This is a genomic window from Breznakia pachnodae (assembly GCF_030814225.1).
GTDB classification, from domain to species: Bacteria; Bacillota_I; Bacilli_A; order Erysipelotrichales; family Erysipelotrichaceae; genus Breznakia; species Breznakia pachnodae.
Genome location: NZ_JAUSUR010000002.1, coordinates 310,491 through 326,673, shown reverse-complemented (window position 1 = coordinate 326,673; position 16,183 = coordinate 310,491). Strand labels below are relative to the sequence as shown.

Below are 16,183 nucleotides of genomic sequence, written 5' to 3'. Positions count from 1 at the left end.
GAAAAATTACTAAAATGAACTTTTTCTTTGTAATTATCGTCTAATTTACGACACGGGGGCGAAGCGTTATGAAAGAGCACAAGCGAATAGATAGCGAATATGTTATTCGTTATCAAAAAAATCCAAATGATTTGGATGCATTTAATCAAATTTTTAATTTTTATAATCATGGACTATATTATTTCAGTTACTCATATTTAAAAAATAGAGATGATGCTGAAGAGGTTGTACAAGAAACATTTATAAAGATAGTTAAGAATATACATAGTTTAAGAGATCCAGATTCTTTCCATACTTGGTTATTTAAAATCTGTTACAGCAATATCATGTTGCACTATCGAAAAGAAGTCCGTTATCAAAATATGGATGATGTCATTAATATGAATGATATACAAGATGCTAAGAAATCTCAGAAGACAGTATATAAGGAAAAAGAATTGCTTCATGCAGTAGAAGATACAATTGAAGAATTGAATGAAAGATTTAAATCAGTAGCAGTTCTATATTATCTGGATGAAATGAAAATTGCAGAGATATCAAAAATTTTAGAAATTCCTGAAGGTACAGTAAAAACAAGATTGATGAAAGTAAGAGGCATGCTGAAAGAACGTTTGGGTGAAAAGGGTATATCACCAAACGCATATCTATCAATTGGATTTACACCACTTGTAATTCAAGCATTTCAGGAATTATCAAAAGCACAAGAAATGAGTGCAGTTCAATCACAAATCATACTAGAAAAAGTTCATGAAGTTATGATTCCTTTAGGCATGGCTGGAACTGTATCTGGTAGTGTTGCAACCGCTTCAACATCAATTTCTAAAAAGGCAATTATATCAATAGCTGCTGCACTTGCTACTACCGCTGCGACATATACATTATTAAAACCAACGAATATCATTGATGAAATTGCATATTTTGATGATCCAACAGACAAACTGGTAGAAGTACAGGTTCTGTTAAATGAATCAGTAGATAAAAGCGATATTCAAGTTAAAAGAGATAATGAAGTAATCGATGTAGAAATGAGCGATAAAAGAATTCAGTTTAATGCAGAAGAAAATGGAACTTATAGTATTCAAGTTAAGAATAATAGTAAAGAAATAGAGATTTCTAATATTGATAGAAATGCACCAATTGCAGAATTAAAAGAATATTACAAAGATTATATTCTTTTAAGTATTGATGATGATATAGCAGGTATAAATTATGAAACATCCTATGCTGAATATAAAGGTGAAAAATATCCAATAAATGATGATGGAAAAATATTAGGTAGTTTTGATACAGCAGTAAAAGTATATCTGTATGACAATGTAGGTAATTATAGTGAATACACAATTACAATTAATAAGGGGTAGTAAGATGAAAAAATATAGTTTGATACTAACCTCTTTTCTTATATTTATTTTTATGTCTCCTATTCAAGCGAATGAAATAGTAACAATTCAGTTTTATGATGAAGAGGCACAACTAATCCAAACACAAACAGTTGAGGTGAATGAATACTTCGATGTTCCTACAGTTGCAAAACAAGGATATAACTTTTTAGGTTTTAATACTGCCCTTGATGGAAGTGGAGAATATCTCAATTCTTATAAAGCAGAAACTTCGAAAAGATATTATGCAGTATACACACCAATCATCTACCAAGTACATTACTATGCAGATGGAAAATATCTGCAAACGCAAAGTGTACCATATGGAAATAATGCTCCAGAAATTGCAGCTCCTCAAAAAGATGGAATGCTTTTTTCAGGTTGGGTTGGATTAACGAATATTACCGAAGAAAGAACAGTGAATGCAGAGTATGTATTGATAGTTGAAGAAACACCAAAAGTAGAAGAAAAGCCAAGTGAAGAACCAGAAGTATCAGCATCGATAAAGCTAGATAATAAAAAAGATCATAATGATGAAATTAATGAAGTAGAAGATTTAAAAGAAAAGAACGAAAAGAACCTGACGGTTATAAAACAAGAAAATGAATATAACTATTTCCCTTTATTTATCGTATTCTTGGGAACTTTGATAATAGTTTTATTGATTTTAAAGCAATTTAAATCAAAAAAATGAACCTTAAAAATTTAAATTGAATCAGTTTTATGACGGAGGGCGTGAATAATGAAAAAGCTTAAGAAAATATCAATCGTAATGATATTAATGACAATGGTTGTAGGGGCGTTTTCTAGTGATCTACTTTTGGCAGATGATATGCTGGAACCAGAAACTAGTGAAGTGAGTGAGACTCCAGATTCAGAAGAAGCAGAATCTGTAGAAGACATTAAACCTACAGAGACAACAGAAGAAACAACTAAAGAAAGTGAAACACAAACTACAGAGAAAGAAATACAACCAGCTTCAGAAGAAGTTACTGTATTAGCTGCAGGATTTGTGGAGAATGATTCTCCTAATGCTAGTGATGTTCCTACTTATTACGAGAGTAAGGAAATTACTACCGGAGATGGAACAATACTTTATTCTTTTAAGGGAAGGAATAACAATACCTACTATCGAGTATATGGTAGTCAGGATGGAGCTGCTGATGCTTTCTATGAGACAAATTCTCAGGGAATTATAACTTCAACAACTCCAGTTGATACAACAACAGAAAAAACAACAATTGCACCTTATCTCTTTGAAGGAGAGATATTTTCAAGTGTGCCAACAACAATCACTAAGGAGGATACCATCACTACAACAGCGGGATATGATGTGTATTCTTTTGATGGTGCAGATGGAAATAAAATATATGTAGCATATGGATATATTAGTAATGTAAGCGATCCTGATAGTACTAAAGGATGGTATGAATTAGATGAAGATAAAGAATATAAAGTAAAGGACTTTATTGATGGAAAACAGGATGACATAAATAAATATGTATTGAATAAATCTAATACAGGATTTGCAGAAACAGCTGCACCTAGTACAATTCCAGATTACTATAATACTCCAGTAAAGATGGAATCAGATACAAACACATTGGTAACAAGAGAAAGAGTATATGCATTTACAGGAAAAGATGGAGTAACATATTATCGAGTTTATGGAACTGTAAATGGAACTGATGAAGGGTTTTATGAATCTGATCAATATGGAAATATTAAAGCACCAGCTAATAAAATTATTCTAAGCGATGAAGAGAAAAACTTAAAACCGACAGATAGTAAGCCTGGTGGTGAAATGGGAACGGATGAAGCATATGTATCAAGTATTTCAGTAAATACTGTAAGAGATGGTACATCTGTGTGGGATAGTGATGATACACCAGGAAATGATTCATCTAACAACAATGGAATTGTAAGAACATTTGATAAAATTGGATATACAATCGATGCAAACATACAAGTAAGAACAACAAGTGGGTATACATCATTTACAAGTGGTTATGCTTATTTTAGAGTTACCTTACCATATACAAGTGATGTAGCAGAATTTAGTCTTGATGATATGAAATGGATTGTTGATGCAAAGGTTGAGGTAATTAATGGAAAACAGGTACTTACAGGAAAACGATACTTTTCAGCTGCAGTTGGCGAAACTGTATTTCCCGGGACAAGACAATTTCCATTTGAAATCAAAGTGAATGGTGCAAAAAATGGAGATATTATTAAACCTATATTCGAAGTATGGATGGATGGTAATCCAGAAAGTGATTATAAATCAGTAATTGGTGATGATGTTAAAGTTTCAGCAGCACCAAATTACAATATAGAGTTAGCAAGAAATACAAGCATGTCATGGAAAGATGATTTTGATTTTAGTACAGGTAATAGTGATGCAATGAACAATGGTGCAGGAGTAGTTACAGGGAGACTATATGGATATGGTGTTAACATTGAAATAAGAAACTATAACGCTGCAAAAGGATTAAAGGGAATAGAGTTACCAAAAGGAAAAATAACATTTGAACTAGAAGTAACTGCTTATAAAAATAGTACAGATGTTACAGGGACAGGAACAGGTGAAATAATGCCTTTATTATGGGATTATAAAGCCAATTCTTCTGCCCAAACAGGAAGCCAGGGAAGAAACATGTATTTCAATGGAAATAGTTTCGGGCATCAGGCTTATAAGGTAGCACCACATAATACTGGTTCCGCATTTAATTCAGCAGTAAACGGTGGAACTTGGAATGCAGAACAAACCAATGAAATTATCACTGTGGAAGTTGATGCATATAGTTTCTTAACATCAAGTGGCAAATATCACTGGCCTACACATGCGTCAGGAACAAGTAATAGTGAAGCTAGTATAAAATATGGTGAGGATAAAGGAAGAGGAGTATTTAGTGCAGGATATTTTCAAATACTATTTCCATTTGAAGATGATATAGGAACTGGTGGAGATTATAACCTAGTAGTAAGTGATAAAAATTTTAAAGCTACAAGTATAAGTGATACAGAAACAACGACGCAAGTAATAACTACAGATGACAGTAGAAATGTAGATGTAGTATTGCTTCCACCAGGAAGTTATAATAAAAACAATTATTTTGCAGCTGAATCAAAAACATCTCCATGGGGAATCGGAAATAATCTTTCTACAGGATATTCATATTCTGCAGATGGATGGGCTGCAAAAGGACAGACACTTAGAATATTTGGTGGAGTCGTTGCAGGTTCTAGAATGGATGGAGAACAGTATCCATATGCTGTAAACATTTTTCAAAAGTTTGATACTACTGCGTTTCAACCTTTAGATGATGCAGGAGAAAATGATTATGTTGTGAACAAGTCTGTAACTATGCAGTTCAAATTAAGATATGGTGCAAAAGCAGATGGGTCAGGTTGGTTGGGAGACACTGACATGAACCTAGGAAAAGAAGAAGACTTAATATATTTCACTAGCATGGCAGACTTAAAAGCAGCACTTGGTGACGATGCAGTCTGTGTAGCAGTTTTGATTGAAGGAAGAAATGGAATAATACCAATTGATAGAACAGAAGTAGGTTTTAAAGTGAAAATGCTAGATACAGCAAATTCAGGAGAGGTTTATCAGACGGTAAATAACCTAAAGATATGGACACAAAAAACCGGTTCTGAAATGACCTTTGAAGATTCAATGCTTTATTATGGACAGGCAGGTCATGAAACTAGTACAGATTACATGGATAATCCTGATGTATTTATAAATGGTACAGTTACAGGTTCGCATGGACTATATCAGAAATCGCAATATGATAGTGATGGAAACACATTAACCGGAAGCCATACACCAAATGGATACCAATCTGGAGCTTCGGTATTGATTGTTGGGAATAAGGCTACTATTACAAAAGCAGTAGCTCAACAATCAGGAGGAAAAGCAAAAGATGTATTTGATTTAGATGCAAGTGAACGTGAAGTAGATTATGTACTATCACCTTCACTACAATTGGCTAATGGAGAAGCACCTGATAGTGAGATGTTGGATAATGTAAGAGTAATTGATACATTGCCTTACGGTGTTACCTATGTGGAAGGATCTACTGTAATTGGTGGAACGTACAACCAGACTACACAATCAGTGGATGATGGGGACTATAGTACAGGCGTTCAACCAGTAGTAGGAACTACTACAGATAGTAACGGGAATACAGTTCAAACATTAACTTGGGAATTTACAGATGTAAAAGTAGGCGATGCAATGGATAAAATTTATTATTCAGTGATTATTGGTAATGCTGCAGATCCAGAGAATGATGTTGATCATAACGATAGTTTTACAAATACGGTAAATATTTATGCAGATGGTGATGGACGTGCTATTAACTTGGGAAATGGAAATACATATAGCGCAGGGTTTACTGTAACTAAAACAAATGCAACAACTTTCGCAAAAGGTATTGACCAAAATATGTATGAATTAGGAGAAGATGTTGGTTACTTTCTAACATATACAAATACAAGTCAAAGTACACAAAGCAATGTTCGTTTATTAGATGTACTACCTTACTCTGGCGATTGGAGAGGTACAAAATTCGATGGTTCTTATACAGTAGAAAGTATCACGCTTACCTACAGTGATACACCTTCAAGCACAATGGATTTGGCTTACTCTACAGATGCATCAATGAAAAATCAAAATAATACAGCTTATAATGTAAATACAAGTAGTTTCACAACAGCAACAAAATCCGTAAGTGGAACGACAGTAACTTATACAATACCATCTAGTACTACACCTACGGCAATTTATCTGACAGGAAACCTTGATGGTCAAACAACAATTAAAATAAGTTACAAGTTAAAAGTAACAGACAATAAACCAGCTAATATTTATGCAAATGATGCAACGGTTGTTTCGGGTTCAAGTGAAGATCCACTATATGCACCTGTTGTTCAGGCAAAAGTAGTAAGAAGAACAGTAGAAGGTGTTGCTTGGGTTGATTCAAATAGAAATGGTAGAAGAGAAACTACAGAAAGCAAATTAGCAGATGTAAATGTAAGTCTATATAAAAGTGATGGAACACAAGTACTGACTGATATCTTAGGTAATAATCTTACGGGAGTAGTTACAGCTTCGGATGGATCATATTCATTCACGAATTTACCTAGTGGAAATTATTATGTTCAGTTTGATAGTAGTGGGACAGTAGACTTAAGTAAATATACTTTGACCACAAAACAAGCGAGTGGAGTTGGATCGACAGTCAATAGCGACGCTGATGCAGTGCTTGATGGAAGTGGAAACTTGTTAAGTGCAAAAATTACTGGTATTACAACTCCTGCTATCACTGATATGAAAGTAATGGATTACAAAATGAGTAATTTGGATATGGGGGTTTATGCACCATATACAGTAAATAAAACAAGTAATCCAACTGGTTCATATGATGGTAGTGATGTTCCAGTTATAAAAGAAGGACAAATAGTAACATATACAATTGCAATTGATTCACCTACAACTAGTCAATCAAACCTAACAATGACAGATAAACTTCCAGATGGAATGTCTTTGGTAAGTGGAAGTATATCTTATAAACTGCAAGGTGGAGCACAAGTGAAAGTAAATGATAGCGCCTATAACAGCTCTACTCATACGATTACTTGGCCAACGCTTGAGGTTCCAAAAGGAAAATCGGAATACACATTTAAAGCAATTGTTGATAAGGTAGATTGGGAAGATGGAGAAACACAACGTATCTATGAAAATGTTGCGATTGCAAAACAACCGGACATTCCAGATCAACCATCAAATACAGTTGAACATAAAACAATTAGAAGAGAAGCAGATATAAAGAAAGCTGCTGCATTAGTAAATGAAGATAATACAGTTCAAAGTGAAAACAACGGAACTGCATCTTCACCAGTATACTCAGAGTTAGAACAAACTATAGAGTATCGATTAGTAATTAAAAATACAGGACATGATGATGCGAAGAGTGGGGATATCGTAATTACAGACAATCTTCCACTAGATACAACTTATGTAGCTAGCAGTATGACGTATACATTTAGGGATAGTAGTAATACAAGCAGTACTTTCCCAAGTAGTACGGCGACAGCAACGATGAGTGGACCAGATAGTAGTGGTAAGATGATTTGGACGCTAAAAGGAATGAGTAGTGGTGAAGAAGCTTACTTAACTTTTAGAGTGAAGGCACCAACTACATCAGATAATCCAGCAACTCTATTAGTGAAAGAACTAGAAAAAGAATTTGATAATACTGCTCATTTAAAAGATGTGCAAAGAGAAGAAACAGTATATGAAACTACATACACAGATGTTGATGGTAACACATATAAAGAAAACGAAAGTGTTTATTCTGAAAAAGAAATCTCAAAAGATTCAAATACTACGTATCATGTAGTGAAAGAACCATTGCTTACGATTACAAAAACAAGTGATGTTCCTGAGGGGAGTTATGTAAGTAGTGGAGATGAAATTACTTACAGTATTACAGTGAAGAATGTAGGAAAAGCAACAGCGAAAGAATTTGATATCAAAGATGCGATACCTGAGTATACAACTTATGTACCTGGTTCAATAAGTTATAGTGGAGATGCAACGACAGTAACTCCAAATGATACAGCTATTATCGATGGATTAGGAGAACTTACATGGAAAGCAGAAGGATTAGCAGTTGATAAGAGTGTAAGCGTTACTTTCACTGTGAAGGTAGATGAAATGTATGAAACTGGAGAACGAGAAATTCTGAATCAAGCATACACAAGACTACCCGAAGATCCATGGACACCATCAGAAGAAGTAGAACACAAACAAAAAGTAGCTTATGAAATTGAAAAGTATAGTGATCCAGAAACAGGAAGTTATGTAGATGGAAATCAAGAAATCACTTACTTTATCAAAGTTACTAATACAGGTGAATCTACATTGGATAAAGCACTAGTGAAAGATGCAATACCAGAATATACAACGTATGTGGATGGAAGTATTGCATATGAAGGAAGTGCAGATTTGATTATACCTGATGATACAAATATCACAGATGGATTAGGTGAGCTAACTTGGAATATTGAAGGCGTACCAGTAGGAGAAGATGTAATTCTAAGTTTTAAAGTTAAAGTAGATGAAATGCATGAGACTGGAGAACGTACAATTACAAATGTTGCATATGTGAAAGCTCCAGAAGATCCTTGGGAACCATCAGAAGAAGTAGAACACAAACAAAAGGTAGCATATGAAATTGAAAAGTATAGTGACCCAGAAACAGGAAGTTATGTGGATGGAAATCAAGAAATTACATATTTCATCAAAGTTACAAATACTGGAGAATCTTCATTAGATAAAGCACAAGTAAAAGATGCAATCCCTGAATTTACAACTTATGTGGAAGATTCGATTACCTACAGTGGGGATGCAGATGTAGTTGCAGTAGATGATACAAATGTTATTGATGGACTAGGAGATTTAACTTGGGATATTGAGAATGTGCCAGTAGGTAAAGAAGTGATTTTAAGCTTTAAGGTAAAAGTAGACGAAATGGATGCAAGTGGGGAACGTTCAATAAAGAATGTAGCATACGTAAAGGCACCAGAAGATCCATGGGAGCCATCAGAAGAAGTAGAACACAAACAAAAGGTAGCATATGAAATTGAAAAGTCTAGTAATCCAGAGAGTGGAAGTAATGTAGATGGTGGAAATGAAATTACTTACTTCATTAAAGTTACAAACACAGGAGAATCATCATTAGATAACTTACAAGTGAAAGATGCAATCCCTGAATATACAACATATGTAGAAGAAAGTATTACATATGAAGGGTCAGCAGATTTAATAACACCAGACAATACGGCAATTAAAGATGGATTAGGCGAACTAACATGGGATATTGAAAATGTACCAGTAGGAGAATCTGTAACTCTAAGCTTTAAGGTAAAAGTAGATGAATTCAATAAAGAAGGTGAAAGGTTTATTAAGAATCAGGCATATGCGAAAGCACCTGAGGAAGAAGAATGGACACCATCAAATGAAGTAGAACATAAACAATCCCTATCATATGAAATCTTAAAATCGAGTAATCCAGAACATAACAGCAATGTAAATTCTGGAGATATTGTGACATACTTTATTCAAGTAGATAATACAAGTACAGAAACATTAAGAAATGTAGTAATCAGCGATAAAGTACCAACAGGTACAGAGTATGAAGTTGACAGTATTTATTCAACGATTGAAGATACTATAATGAATATGGAAGGTAGACAACTTACATGGGAGATACCTGAAATTAAACCAGATGATTCTGTAATTGTAAGTTTTAGAGTAAAAGTTACAAATGAGAGTGGTTCAATTAAGAATATCGCTCAAGTTCAAGTAGATGACAATGATCCAAAGGATACAAATGAAATTATTCATAATATTCTAACTAAAAAAGCATCTACAGCTGTAGGTCATCCTTCGGTTGCAACAGGAGATGATACAAGTATAAATGGATTGATTTCATTATTTGGAATTAGTAGCTTAGCAATTATATTAGGATTACTAAGAAGAAAAAGAAGAATATAAGCAAAGAAAAAGGCAATTTTATTGCCTTTTTACCTTTCTATAGACTGCAAATCCAGAAAGAAGTAAGAGTAATGAAAGTCCCATGATATTAGTAGCATCATTTGTACCTACACCACCATCGTTCTTCTTATCGTTCGCTTTAGGGGTATCAGGAGTAACTGGTTTTTCAGGTTCCTTATTATCACCTTCCCATTGCGCATATAACGTAAGTTTTTTATCTGTTACTAGCTCAGGATGAACAATTGAGAATAGTTGTTTACATCTAATTACTTCATCACTTGTAAAGGATTTACCGCTACCATCTGGACGAGTATTCCAGTTTACAAATGTATCTGTATCTTTTCTTAACTCTTTCCCACATTGAATTGCAATATCTTCATCTTCAAGATATCTAGTTGAATCCACAGGTACATCACCTAGCGTATGTCCATTACCATCATAAATAATCTGATAACTAGCTCTTTGCACTGGAATCGTAGCAACGTATGTGTTGTCATTAATAATTGCTGTGTTATCTAACTTAGGAATTTTCGCAAACTTTACTAAATCGTCTACAGTAACCGTAAATCGTAATGTAACGATTTCATCTGGATTCAGTTGATTGATTATATATCCAGAAGCTAAATCATTACCAGTGATTCTAGTGACTTCTGCGCCATTGCTGGAAACTGATACTTCAATATCCTGAAGTTCTTCTTTAATGTATGGTAAAACATTACTTAGTGTATCCTCCACCTGAATATCACTTACTGTACTCTTTGAAGTATTCTTCACAGAAATCTCATAAGTGATTTTCTCTTTAGCAGCAGCTACATTATCACCATTTTCATCAGTAACTGTTTTATCTCCAATAAAAGGATTAACTTCTTCTTTCGTATTAATACTAGCACTAACTTCAGTAGAGTTAATTAATGCGGTATTATCTAATTTTTTAACTTTATCAAAATCAACATCTTCATTTACCGTAACAACAAACTCGAAGATATACTCATCATTTGGTCTCAGTGTTTCAATTAAATAACCACTTTTCAGATCATCAAACGATATAGAGTTATTTATAGTACCATTTAAGAGTACCTTTACAGCATCTACTTTGTTAGACTTTGTTACATAGTTACTAAGATCTTTTAAATCATCAGAAACACTTACATTATTGATATCAATATCAGTAGTATTTTTAACAGTAATACGATAAGTTAATTCTTCAGACTTTTGAGCAAAGTTATCTTTGTTCTCATCTTCTACTTTTTTATCCGCAAAGAAGTCATCCGTTGGTGTTGATTCATCTTTAATTTCAATAGCAGCACTTGCCATTAAGCGACCGGCATGCGCAGTATTACGAATTACGGAATAACTGGTATTCGACAAATCTTTTAATGTTACTTCAAATGTAAACGTAATCACTTCACCAGGTTCAACAAGTTCAACCAGATACCCTTCTTTTAATTCTTGTCCTGTAATTGTAGTATTGTTATCTCCTTGAACTGTTGATGATATCAATACATCCACATCATCCAAATCTTCATCAATCAGATTCATTACATCTAACATGCGATCTCGTACAGTAAGTTTCTTTTGAACTTCATCACCATTATTTGAGACTGTAATAGTATACGTTAGTACTTCATCAGAACTTGCTAGGTTATCACCATCACTATCTTCTACTTTCTTCTCAATTGCCATTTCTGGGAGTTTTGAAAATAAGTTAAGTTGAACGTTCATTTCAGTTTGACTTGTACTGTTATATTCCATATCAAACAGATACTTAAACTGTGTTGGTGGAATATGTTCATTTGAATAATCTTTAAATGTAATAATTCCAGTTGACGGATTATAGTCAGTGTTTGCAGTTTCAGCAGTTAATCTATCTAATAGACTATCATCAATAAAATTAGATGCATCCACTCGCCAGTATCCATCTTCATAATATGTTCTTGCATCACGAGTTTGGTCACGGTAGTGGGTTGTATTAGGAACGATGGAATTTAAATGGTCAGTATATAGTTGAGTCAATTGGTTTCTTGAACAGTCCAGCAGTGTTAAATTCGGTTGGTTGGAAATATCAAGATCCAATAGAAAATTCTGATAGCAAGATAAATATGTAAGATTTGGATTATTTGATAAATCAATGTGCTCAAGTAAATTTTGAGAGAAGTTTAATGATTCTAAATCTGTATTAAGACTCAAATCAAGATGTGTAAAATCATTTTGCTGACAGTATAAATGTAATAACTCCTTATTATTACTTAAATCTAATTCAGATAAATCATTGTCAGCACAATCCAATTGAATTAAATTCGTATTGGCAGAAACATCTAATGCTTCCAGACCTTCACCTTTTCCACCATAATCTTTATGATTCATTCTTCGACAAACTAGAGAAGTCAATTCAGTAAGTTTAGAAACATCTATATATTGAATATAGTTCTCACTAATACTTAACGAAGTTAAACCTAAGTTATTATCTAAATTAATCGTATCCAAATGATTATTTGATACATCTAAGCTATATAGATTTGGGTTATTAGATACATCGATTGTTGTTATTTCGTTATCAGCAACCGATAATGCTCCTAACCCTGTAATCGCACTCACATCAATTGATGTTAAATCATTGTCACCAATATAAAGATTATATAAGTTTAAGTTTTTTGATAAATCAACAGATTTAATGTCATTATCTTGCACATATAAATTAGATAATTGAGTTAAGTGCTCTATTCCCTTTAGGGAAGTAATTCCTCTACTCTTTAAATCAATTTCTTCAATAGTATCAAGTTCTTGTTGCGTTGTATAACCATTTTGGTCAATGTTCACGTTTTCTAAGATGAAATTCCTGAAGACAGTATCAGGGAAGTTGGCTTCATCAACCTTAATTAGATTACTTGTAGTGTTGCCTTCACTATTAATGTGACTTACCGAGGGCAACACCATAAAAAGAGCTAATAATACAAATACACATACTTTAAAACTAATTTTTCTTTTTAGCATATAACAATCCTCCTTTATGTAATGCTTATAATTCATAATTAACATATTAATGTAACATAAGTCAATGAAAATGTCATAAAAGAGTCGTATTTGGTATGTTTCGGGTATGAAGTGCATAAATACAAGTAAATTTAATTGTGAAATTAATAATTTATACAGTGTAATTATGGCTGAAAAATGATATATTATTAGAGTAGCTTAGGAGGAGTATAAGATATGAGCAAGAAACCAGTAGTATTAGTAGTTATGGATGGTGTTGGAATCAACGAAAGCAAGTATGGAAACGCAGTAACCAACGCTTTTACACCAACACTTGATCGATTATATGAAACATGCCCATACACTGCAATCAAAGCACATGGTAAAGCCGTAGGACTACCAAGTGATGATGATATGGGAAACAGTGAAGTAGGACATAACGCATTGGGTTGTGGACAAGTATATTCACAGGGAGCAAAATTAGTAAATGAATCAATTGAATCAAAAGAATTGTTTAAAAGTGAAACATGGAATGCATTAGTAAACAACTGTAAGGATCAAGGAGTTATGCACTTCTTAGGATTGTTATCTGATGGTAATGTTCACTCTCACATTAACCATTTATTTGCTTTACTTGAAGAAGCAAAAGCAGGCGGTGTGAAAGAAGTTAGAGTACACATCTTATTAGATGGTCGTGATGTACCTGAAACAAGTGCACTAGAGTATGTAGATGCACTAGAAAACAAATTAGAAGAATTAAACGATGGAAATTTCCATGCAATTATCGCTTCAGGTGGTGGAAGAATGACAATCACTATGGACCGTTATGAAGCAAACTGGCCAATGGTAGAAGCTGGATGGAAAACTCATGTATTAGGTGAAGGTAGAGAATTTACTTCTGCTAGAGCAGCGATTGAAACATATCGTGAAGAAACTGGAGTAATTGACCAAGATTTACCAGCATTTGTAATCAGTGAAGATGGTAAACCAGTTGGAACAATCAATGATGGAGATTCTGTAGTTCTATTTAACTTTAGAGGAGACCGTGCACAAGAAATCTGTCTTGCATTCGAAAACGAAGACTTTGATAAGTTTGATCGTGTACGTAAGCCAGATGTAATGTTTGCAGGAATGCTTCAATATGATTCAGACTTAGCAATTCCAAAAATGTTCTTAAACTCTCCACCAAAAATTGAAAACACATTAACTGAATATCTAGTTAAAAACAACATTAACGAGTATGCAATTAGTGAAACTCAAAAATTTGGACACGTAACTTATTTCTGGAATGGAAACAGAGCAGAAAAGTTCGATGAAAAATTAGAAACATATTATGAAGTACCAAGTGATGTAATTCCTTTTGAACAACGTCCTTGGATGAAAGCTGCTGAAGTAACTGACAAGTTAATTGAAGCACTAGATACAAACGAGTATGACTTCTTACGTGTAAACTATCCTAATGGAGATATGGTTGGTCACACTGGAAACTACCAGGCAACTATTATTGGTGTTGAAACAGTAGACTTACAATTAGCACGTCTGATTAAAGCAGTAGATAGAGCAAATGGAATTTTACTTGTTACTGCTGATCATGGTAATGCAGATGAAATGTATGAAAAACCTAAAAAAGAAGATTCTCCAATTAAAGCGAAAACTTCTCATACATTAAACAAAGTTCCATTCATTATTTATGGAGCTGATGTGAAAATGAAAGATGGAGACCTTGGTTTAGCAAACGTTGCAAACACTGTAGTAAAACTTCTTGGATTAGAACCAAAAGCTGATTGGGAAGAAAGTATTATTGAATAGATTACAAAGCACTTCAATTACGAAGTGTTTTTTTTCGCAGCTCATAATAACACGAGTATAGTATAATTATTGTAAAGGATAATGATGATGTTAATATACGTTGCTTGTAGCAACCGCTTAGGTTTCCTACAATGGTGATAGCAAATGAAAGAAAGAAGGTTATATCTAATGTTAAATGAAAATATTAAAGTAATCAGAAAATCAAAAGGACTTTCCCAAGAAGAACTTGCTATCAAACTAAATGTGGTACGACAAACAATTTCTAAATGGGAGCATGGATTATCAGTTCCTGATTCTGATATGTTGATCTTCATATCGGAAGTACTTGAAATACCTGTAAGCACTTTGCTTGGAGAAACTGTTACTGAGATAAAAGCTGATGACATAAAAGCAATTTCAGAGAAACTGGAGATTATAAACTTACAACTTGCACAAAGAAAGGCCACAAGAAGAAAAACACTTCATTGGATACTTATCTCATTGTGTGCGCTCATAATTATAATTTCTGCAGTCTTAATAGTATTAAATAGCCCATACTTAGAGTGGGATTATAGTGAACCTGAAACCAGTGTAGTTGGAGTAGCATTTCATGCATTTGAATGGTTATTTTTCAGACTAGCACCACTTGTCTTTATAGGAGTGATTATTGGAATTTTCTTAACTCGTAAGAAAGTATAAAATTACATGAAAAAATAATTTAAGACGCATCATTCATAAGTTAATTCGTTGATCACTTCTAAGAGGTGGTCTTTTTTTCTGACAATTTGATATAATATAGAATGTGGAATAAATGGAGAACTCTATATGAAATGTGAAAAGTGTGCAAGTCTTATAAAAAGAACACTAGCTGATAATTGTGTTAGTAAAATTAATAGATATAAAACAGTTGCTTATTACTGTGATACTTGTGATGAAATATTCATTCTTGAAAAATACAAGAATGTTATTGATAAACATAAATATGATAAAGATTTGACTTGGTTACGTGAACAAAATCCTAATTTAAAATAATGATTAACAGAATAGGAATAGAAAGATGAAGTATCTCTGCTGATAATGGAAAGGGTTAATTATGTTAAGAAAAGAAAATTGGATACCAATTAAAGATATATCAGATGATATGATAATTTGGAGTGGTTCAAAAGTTCGGTTATTCAATGTATTTGAAGAAAGTAAAAAAGAGGATACATACTTAGAATATTTAGTATGCTATATTTATGGCAATAACGATTATTTGCAACTTACATGTTTATCCCAAGGAGAGGCAGGTAATATTATTTGTGTTATAAAGAAAGATAAACCAAATCATTATTCAACTGGGAAAGAATTAAAGAGAATGATGGATATTGATAATTCCTATGTCCTAGTGAAATGATTTTATTGTGTTAGAAAATGAATAAATGGTTACTTTGATTTCGATTAAAGTAATCTTTTTTATTATTAATGAACG

8 protein-coding genes are annotated in these 16,183 nt (G+C 33.2%); 7 read left to right on the top strand and 1 reads right to left on the bottom strand.

Annotated features, from left to right (window positions below; translation table 11 throughout):
• The first annotated feature begins 68 nt into the window (after positions 1 to 68).
• The 3 genes from J2S15_RS07480 to J2S15_RS07470 are packed head-to-tail and all read left to right on the top strand — an operon-like array spanning position 69 to position 9,954.
• On the top strand, positions 69 to 1,361 hold the full coding sequence (locus J2S15_RS07480; RefSeq protein ID WP_307406928.1) for an RNA polymerase sigma factor: 1,293 nt from the start codon (positions 69 to 71) through the stop codon (positions 1,359 to 1,361).
• Positions 1,362 to 1,365: 4 nt separating this feature from the next.
• Positions 1,366 to 2,073, top strand: a complete 708-nt coding sequence (locus tag J2S15_RS07475; RefSeq protein WP_307406926.1) for an InlB B-repeat-containing protein — start codon at positions 1,366 to 1,368, stop codon at positions 2,071 to 2,073.
• Positions 2,074 to 2,121: 48 nt separating this feature from the next.
• Positions 2,122 to 9,954 (top strand): DUF7927 domain-containing protein, encoded by a 7,833-nt coding sequence (locus tag J2S15_RS07470; RefSeq protein ID WP_307406924.1) that lies wholly within the window; start codon positions 2,122 to 2,124, stop codon positions 9,952 to 9,954.
• Positions 9,955 to 9,972: 18 nt separating this feature from the next.
• Here J2S15_RS07470 and J2S15_RS07465 read toward each other — a convergent pair whose 3' ends face one another.
• A complete protein-coding gene (locus tag J2S15_RS07465; RefSeq protein WP_307406922.1) occupies positions 9,973 to 12,945 on the bottom strand; it encodes a hypothetical protein in 2,973 nt (990 codons plus the stop codon).
• Between the two features lie 216 nt (positions 12,946 to 13,161).
• On the opposite strand from J2S15_RS07465, the gene gpmI reads away from it, so the two are divergent.
• From gpmI to J2S15_RS07445, 4 genes are all read left to right on the top strand, one after another.
• The gene (gene gpmI, locus J2S15_RS07460) at positions 13,162 to 14,733 is read left to right on the top strand and encodes a 2,3-bisphosphoglycerate-independent phosphoglycerate mutase (RefSeq protein ID WP_307406920.1); all 1,572 of its coding nucleotides are present in this window, start codon (positions 13,162 to 13,164) and stop codon (positions 14,731 to 14,733) included.
• 168 nt (positions 14,734 to 14,901) lie between these two features.
• A complete protein-coding gene (locus tag J2S15_RS07455) occupies positions 14,902 to 15,411 on the top strand; it encodes a helix-turn-helix domain-containing protein (protein WP_307406919.1) in 510 nt (169 codons plus the stop codon).
• 126 nt (positions 15,412 to 15,537) lie between these two features.
• On the top strand, positions 15,538 to 15,744 hold the full coding sequence (locus J2S15_RS07450; RefSeq protein ID WP_307406918.1) for a hypothetical protein: 207 nt from the start codon (positions 15,538 to 15,540) through the stop codon (positions 15,742 to 15,744).
• A 61-nt stretch (positions 15,745 to 15,805) separates the two neighbouring features.
• Positions 15,806 to 16,108 (top strand): hypothetical protein, encoded by a 303-nt coding sequence (locus J2S15_RS07445; RefSeq protein ID WP_307406916.1) that lies wholly within the window; start codon positions 15,806 to 15,808, stop codon positions 16,106 to 16,108.
• Positions 16,109 to 16,183 lie beyond the last annotated feature (75 nt).

Bases quoted from the DNA above. Each gene is read 5' to 3' on its own strand.
- J2S15_RS07480 (WP_307406928.1), top strand. From the start codon at position 69: ATGAAAGAGCACAAGCGAATAGATAGCGAATATGTTATTCGTTATCAA.
- J2S15_RS07450 (WP_307406918.1), top strand. From the start codon at position 15,538: ATGAAATGTGAAAAGTGTGCAAGTCTTATAAAAAGAACACTAGCTGAT.
- J2S15_RS07455 (WP_307406919.1), top strand. From the start codon at position 14,902: ATGTTAAATGAAAATATTAAAGTAATCAGAAAATCAAAAGGACTTTCC.
- J2S15_RS07475 (WP_307406926.1), top strand. From the start codon at position 1,366: ATGAAAAAATATAGTTTGATACTAACCTCTTTTCTTATATTTATTTTT.
- J2S15_RS07445 (WP_307406916.1), top strand. From the start codon at position 15,806: ATGTTAAGAAAAGAAAATTGGATACCAATTAAAGATATATCAGATGAT.
- J2S15_RS07465 (WP_307406922.1), bottom strand. From the start codon at position 12,945: ATGCTAAAAAGAAAAATTAGTTTTAAAGTATGTGTATTTGTATTATTA.
- gpmI (WP_307406920.1), top strand. From the start codon at position 13,162: ATGAGCAAGAAACCAGTAGTATTAGTAGTTATGGATGGTGTTGGAATC.
- J2S15_RS07470 (WP_307406924.1), top strand. From the start codon at position 2,122: ATGAAAAAGCTTAAGAAAATATCAATCGTAATGATATTAATGACAATG.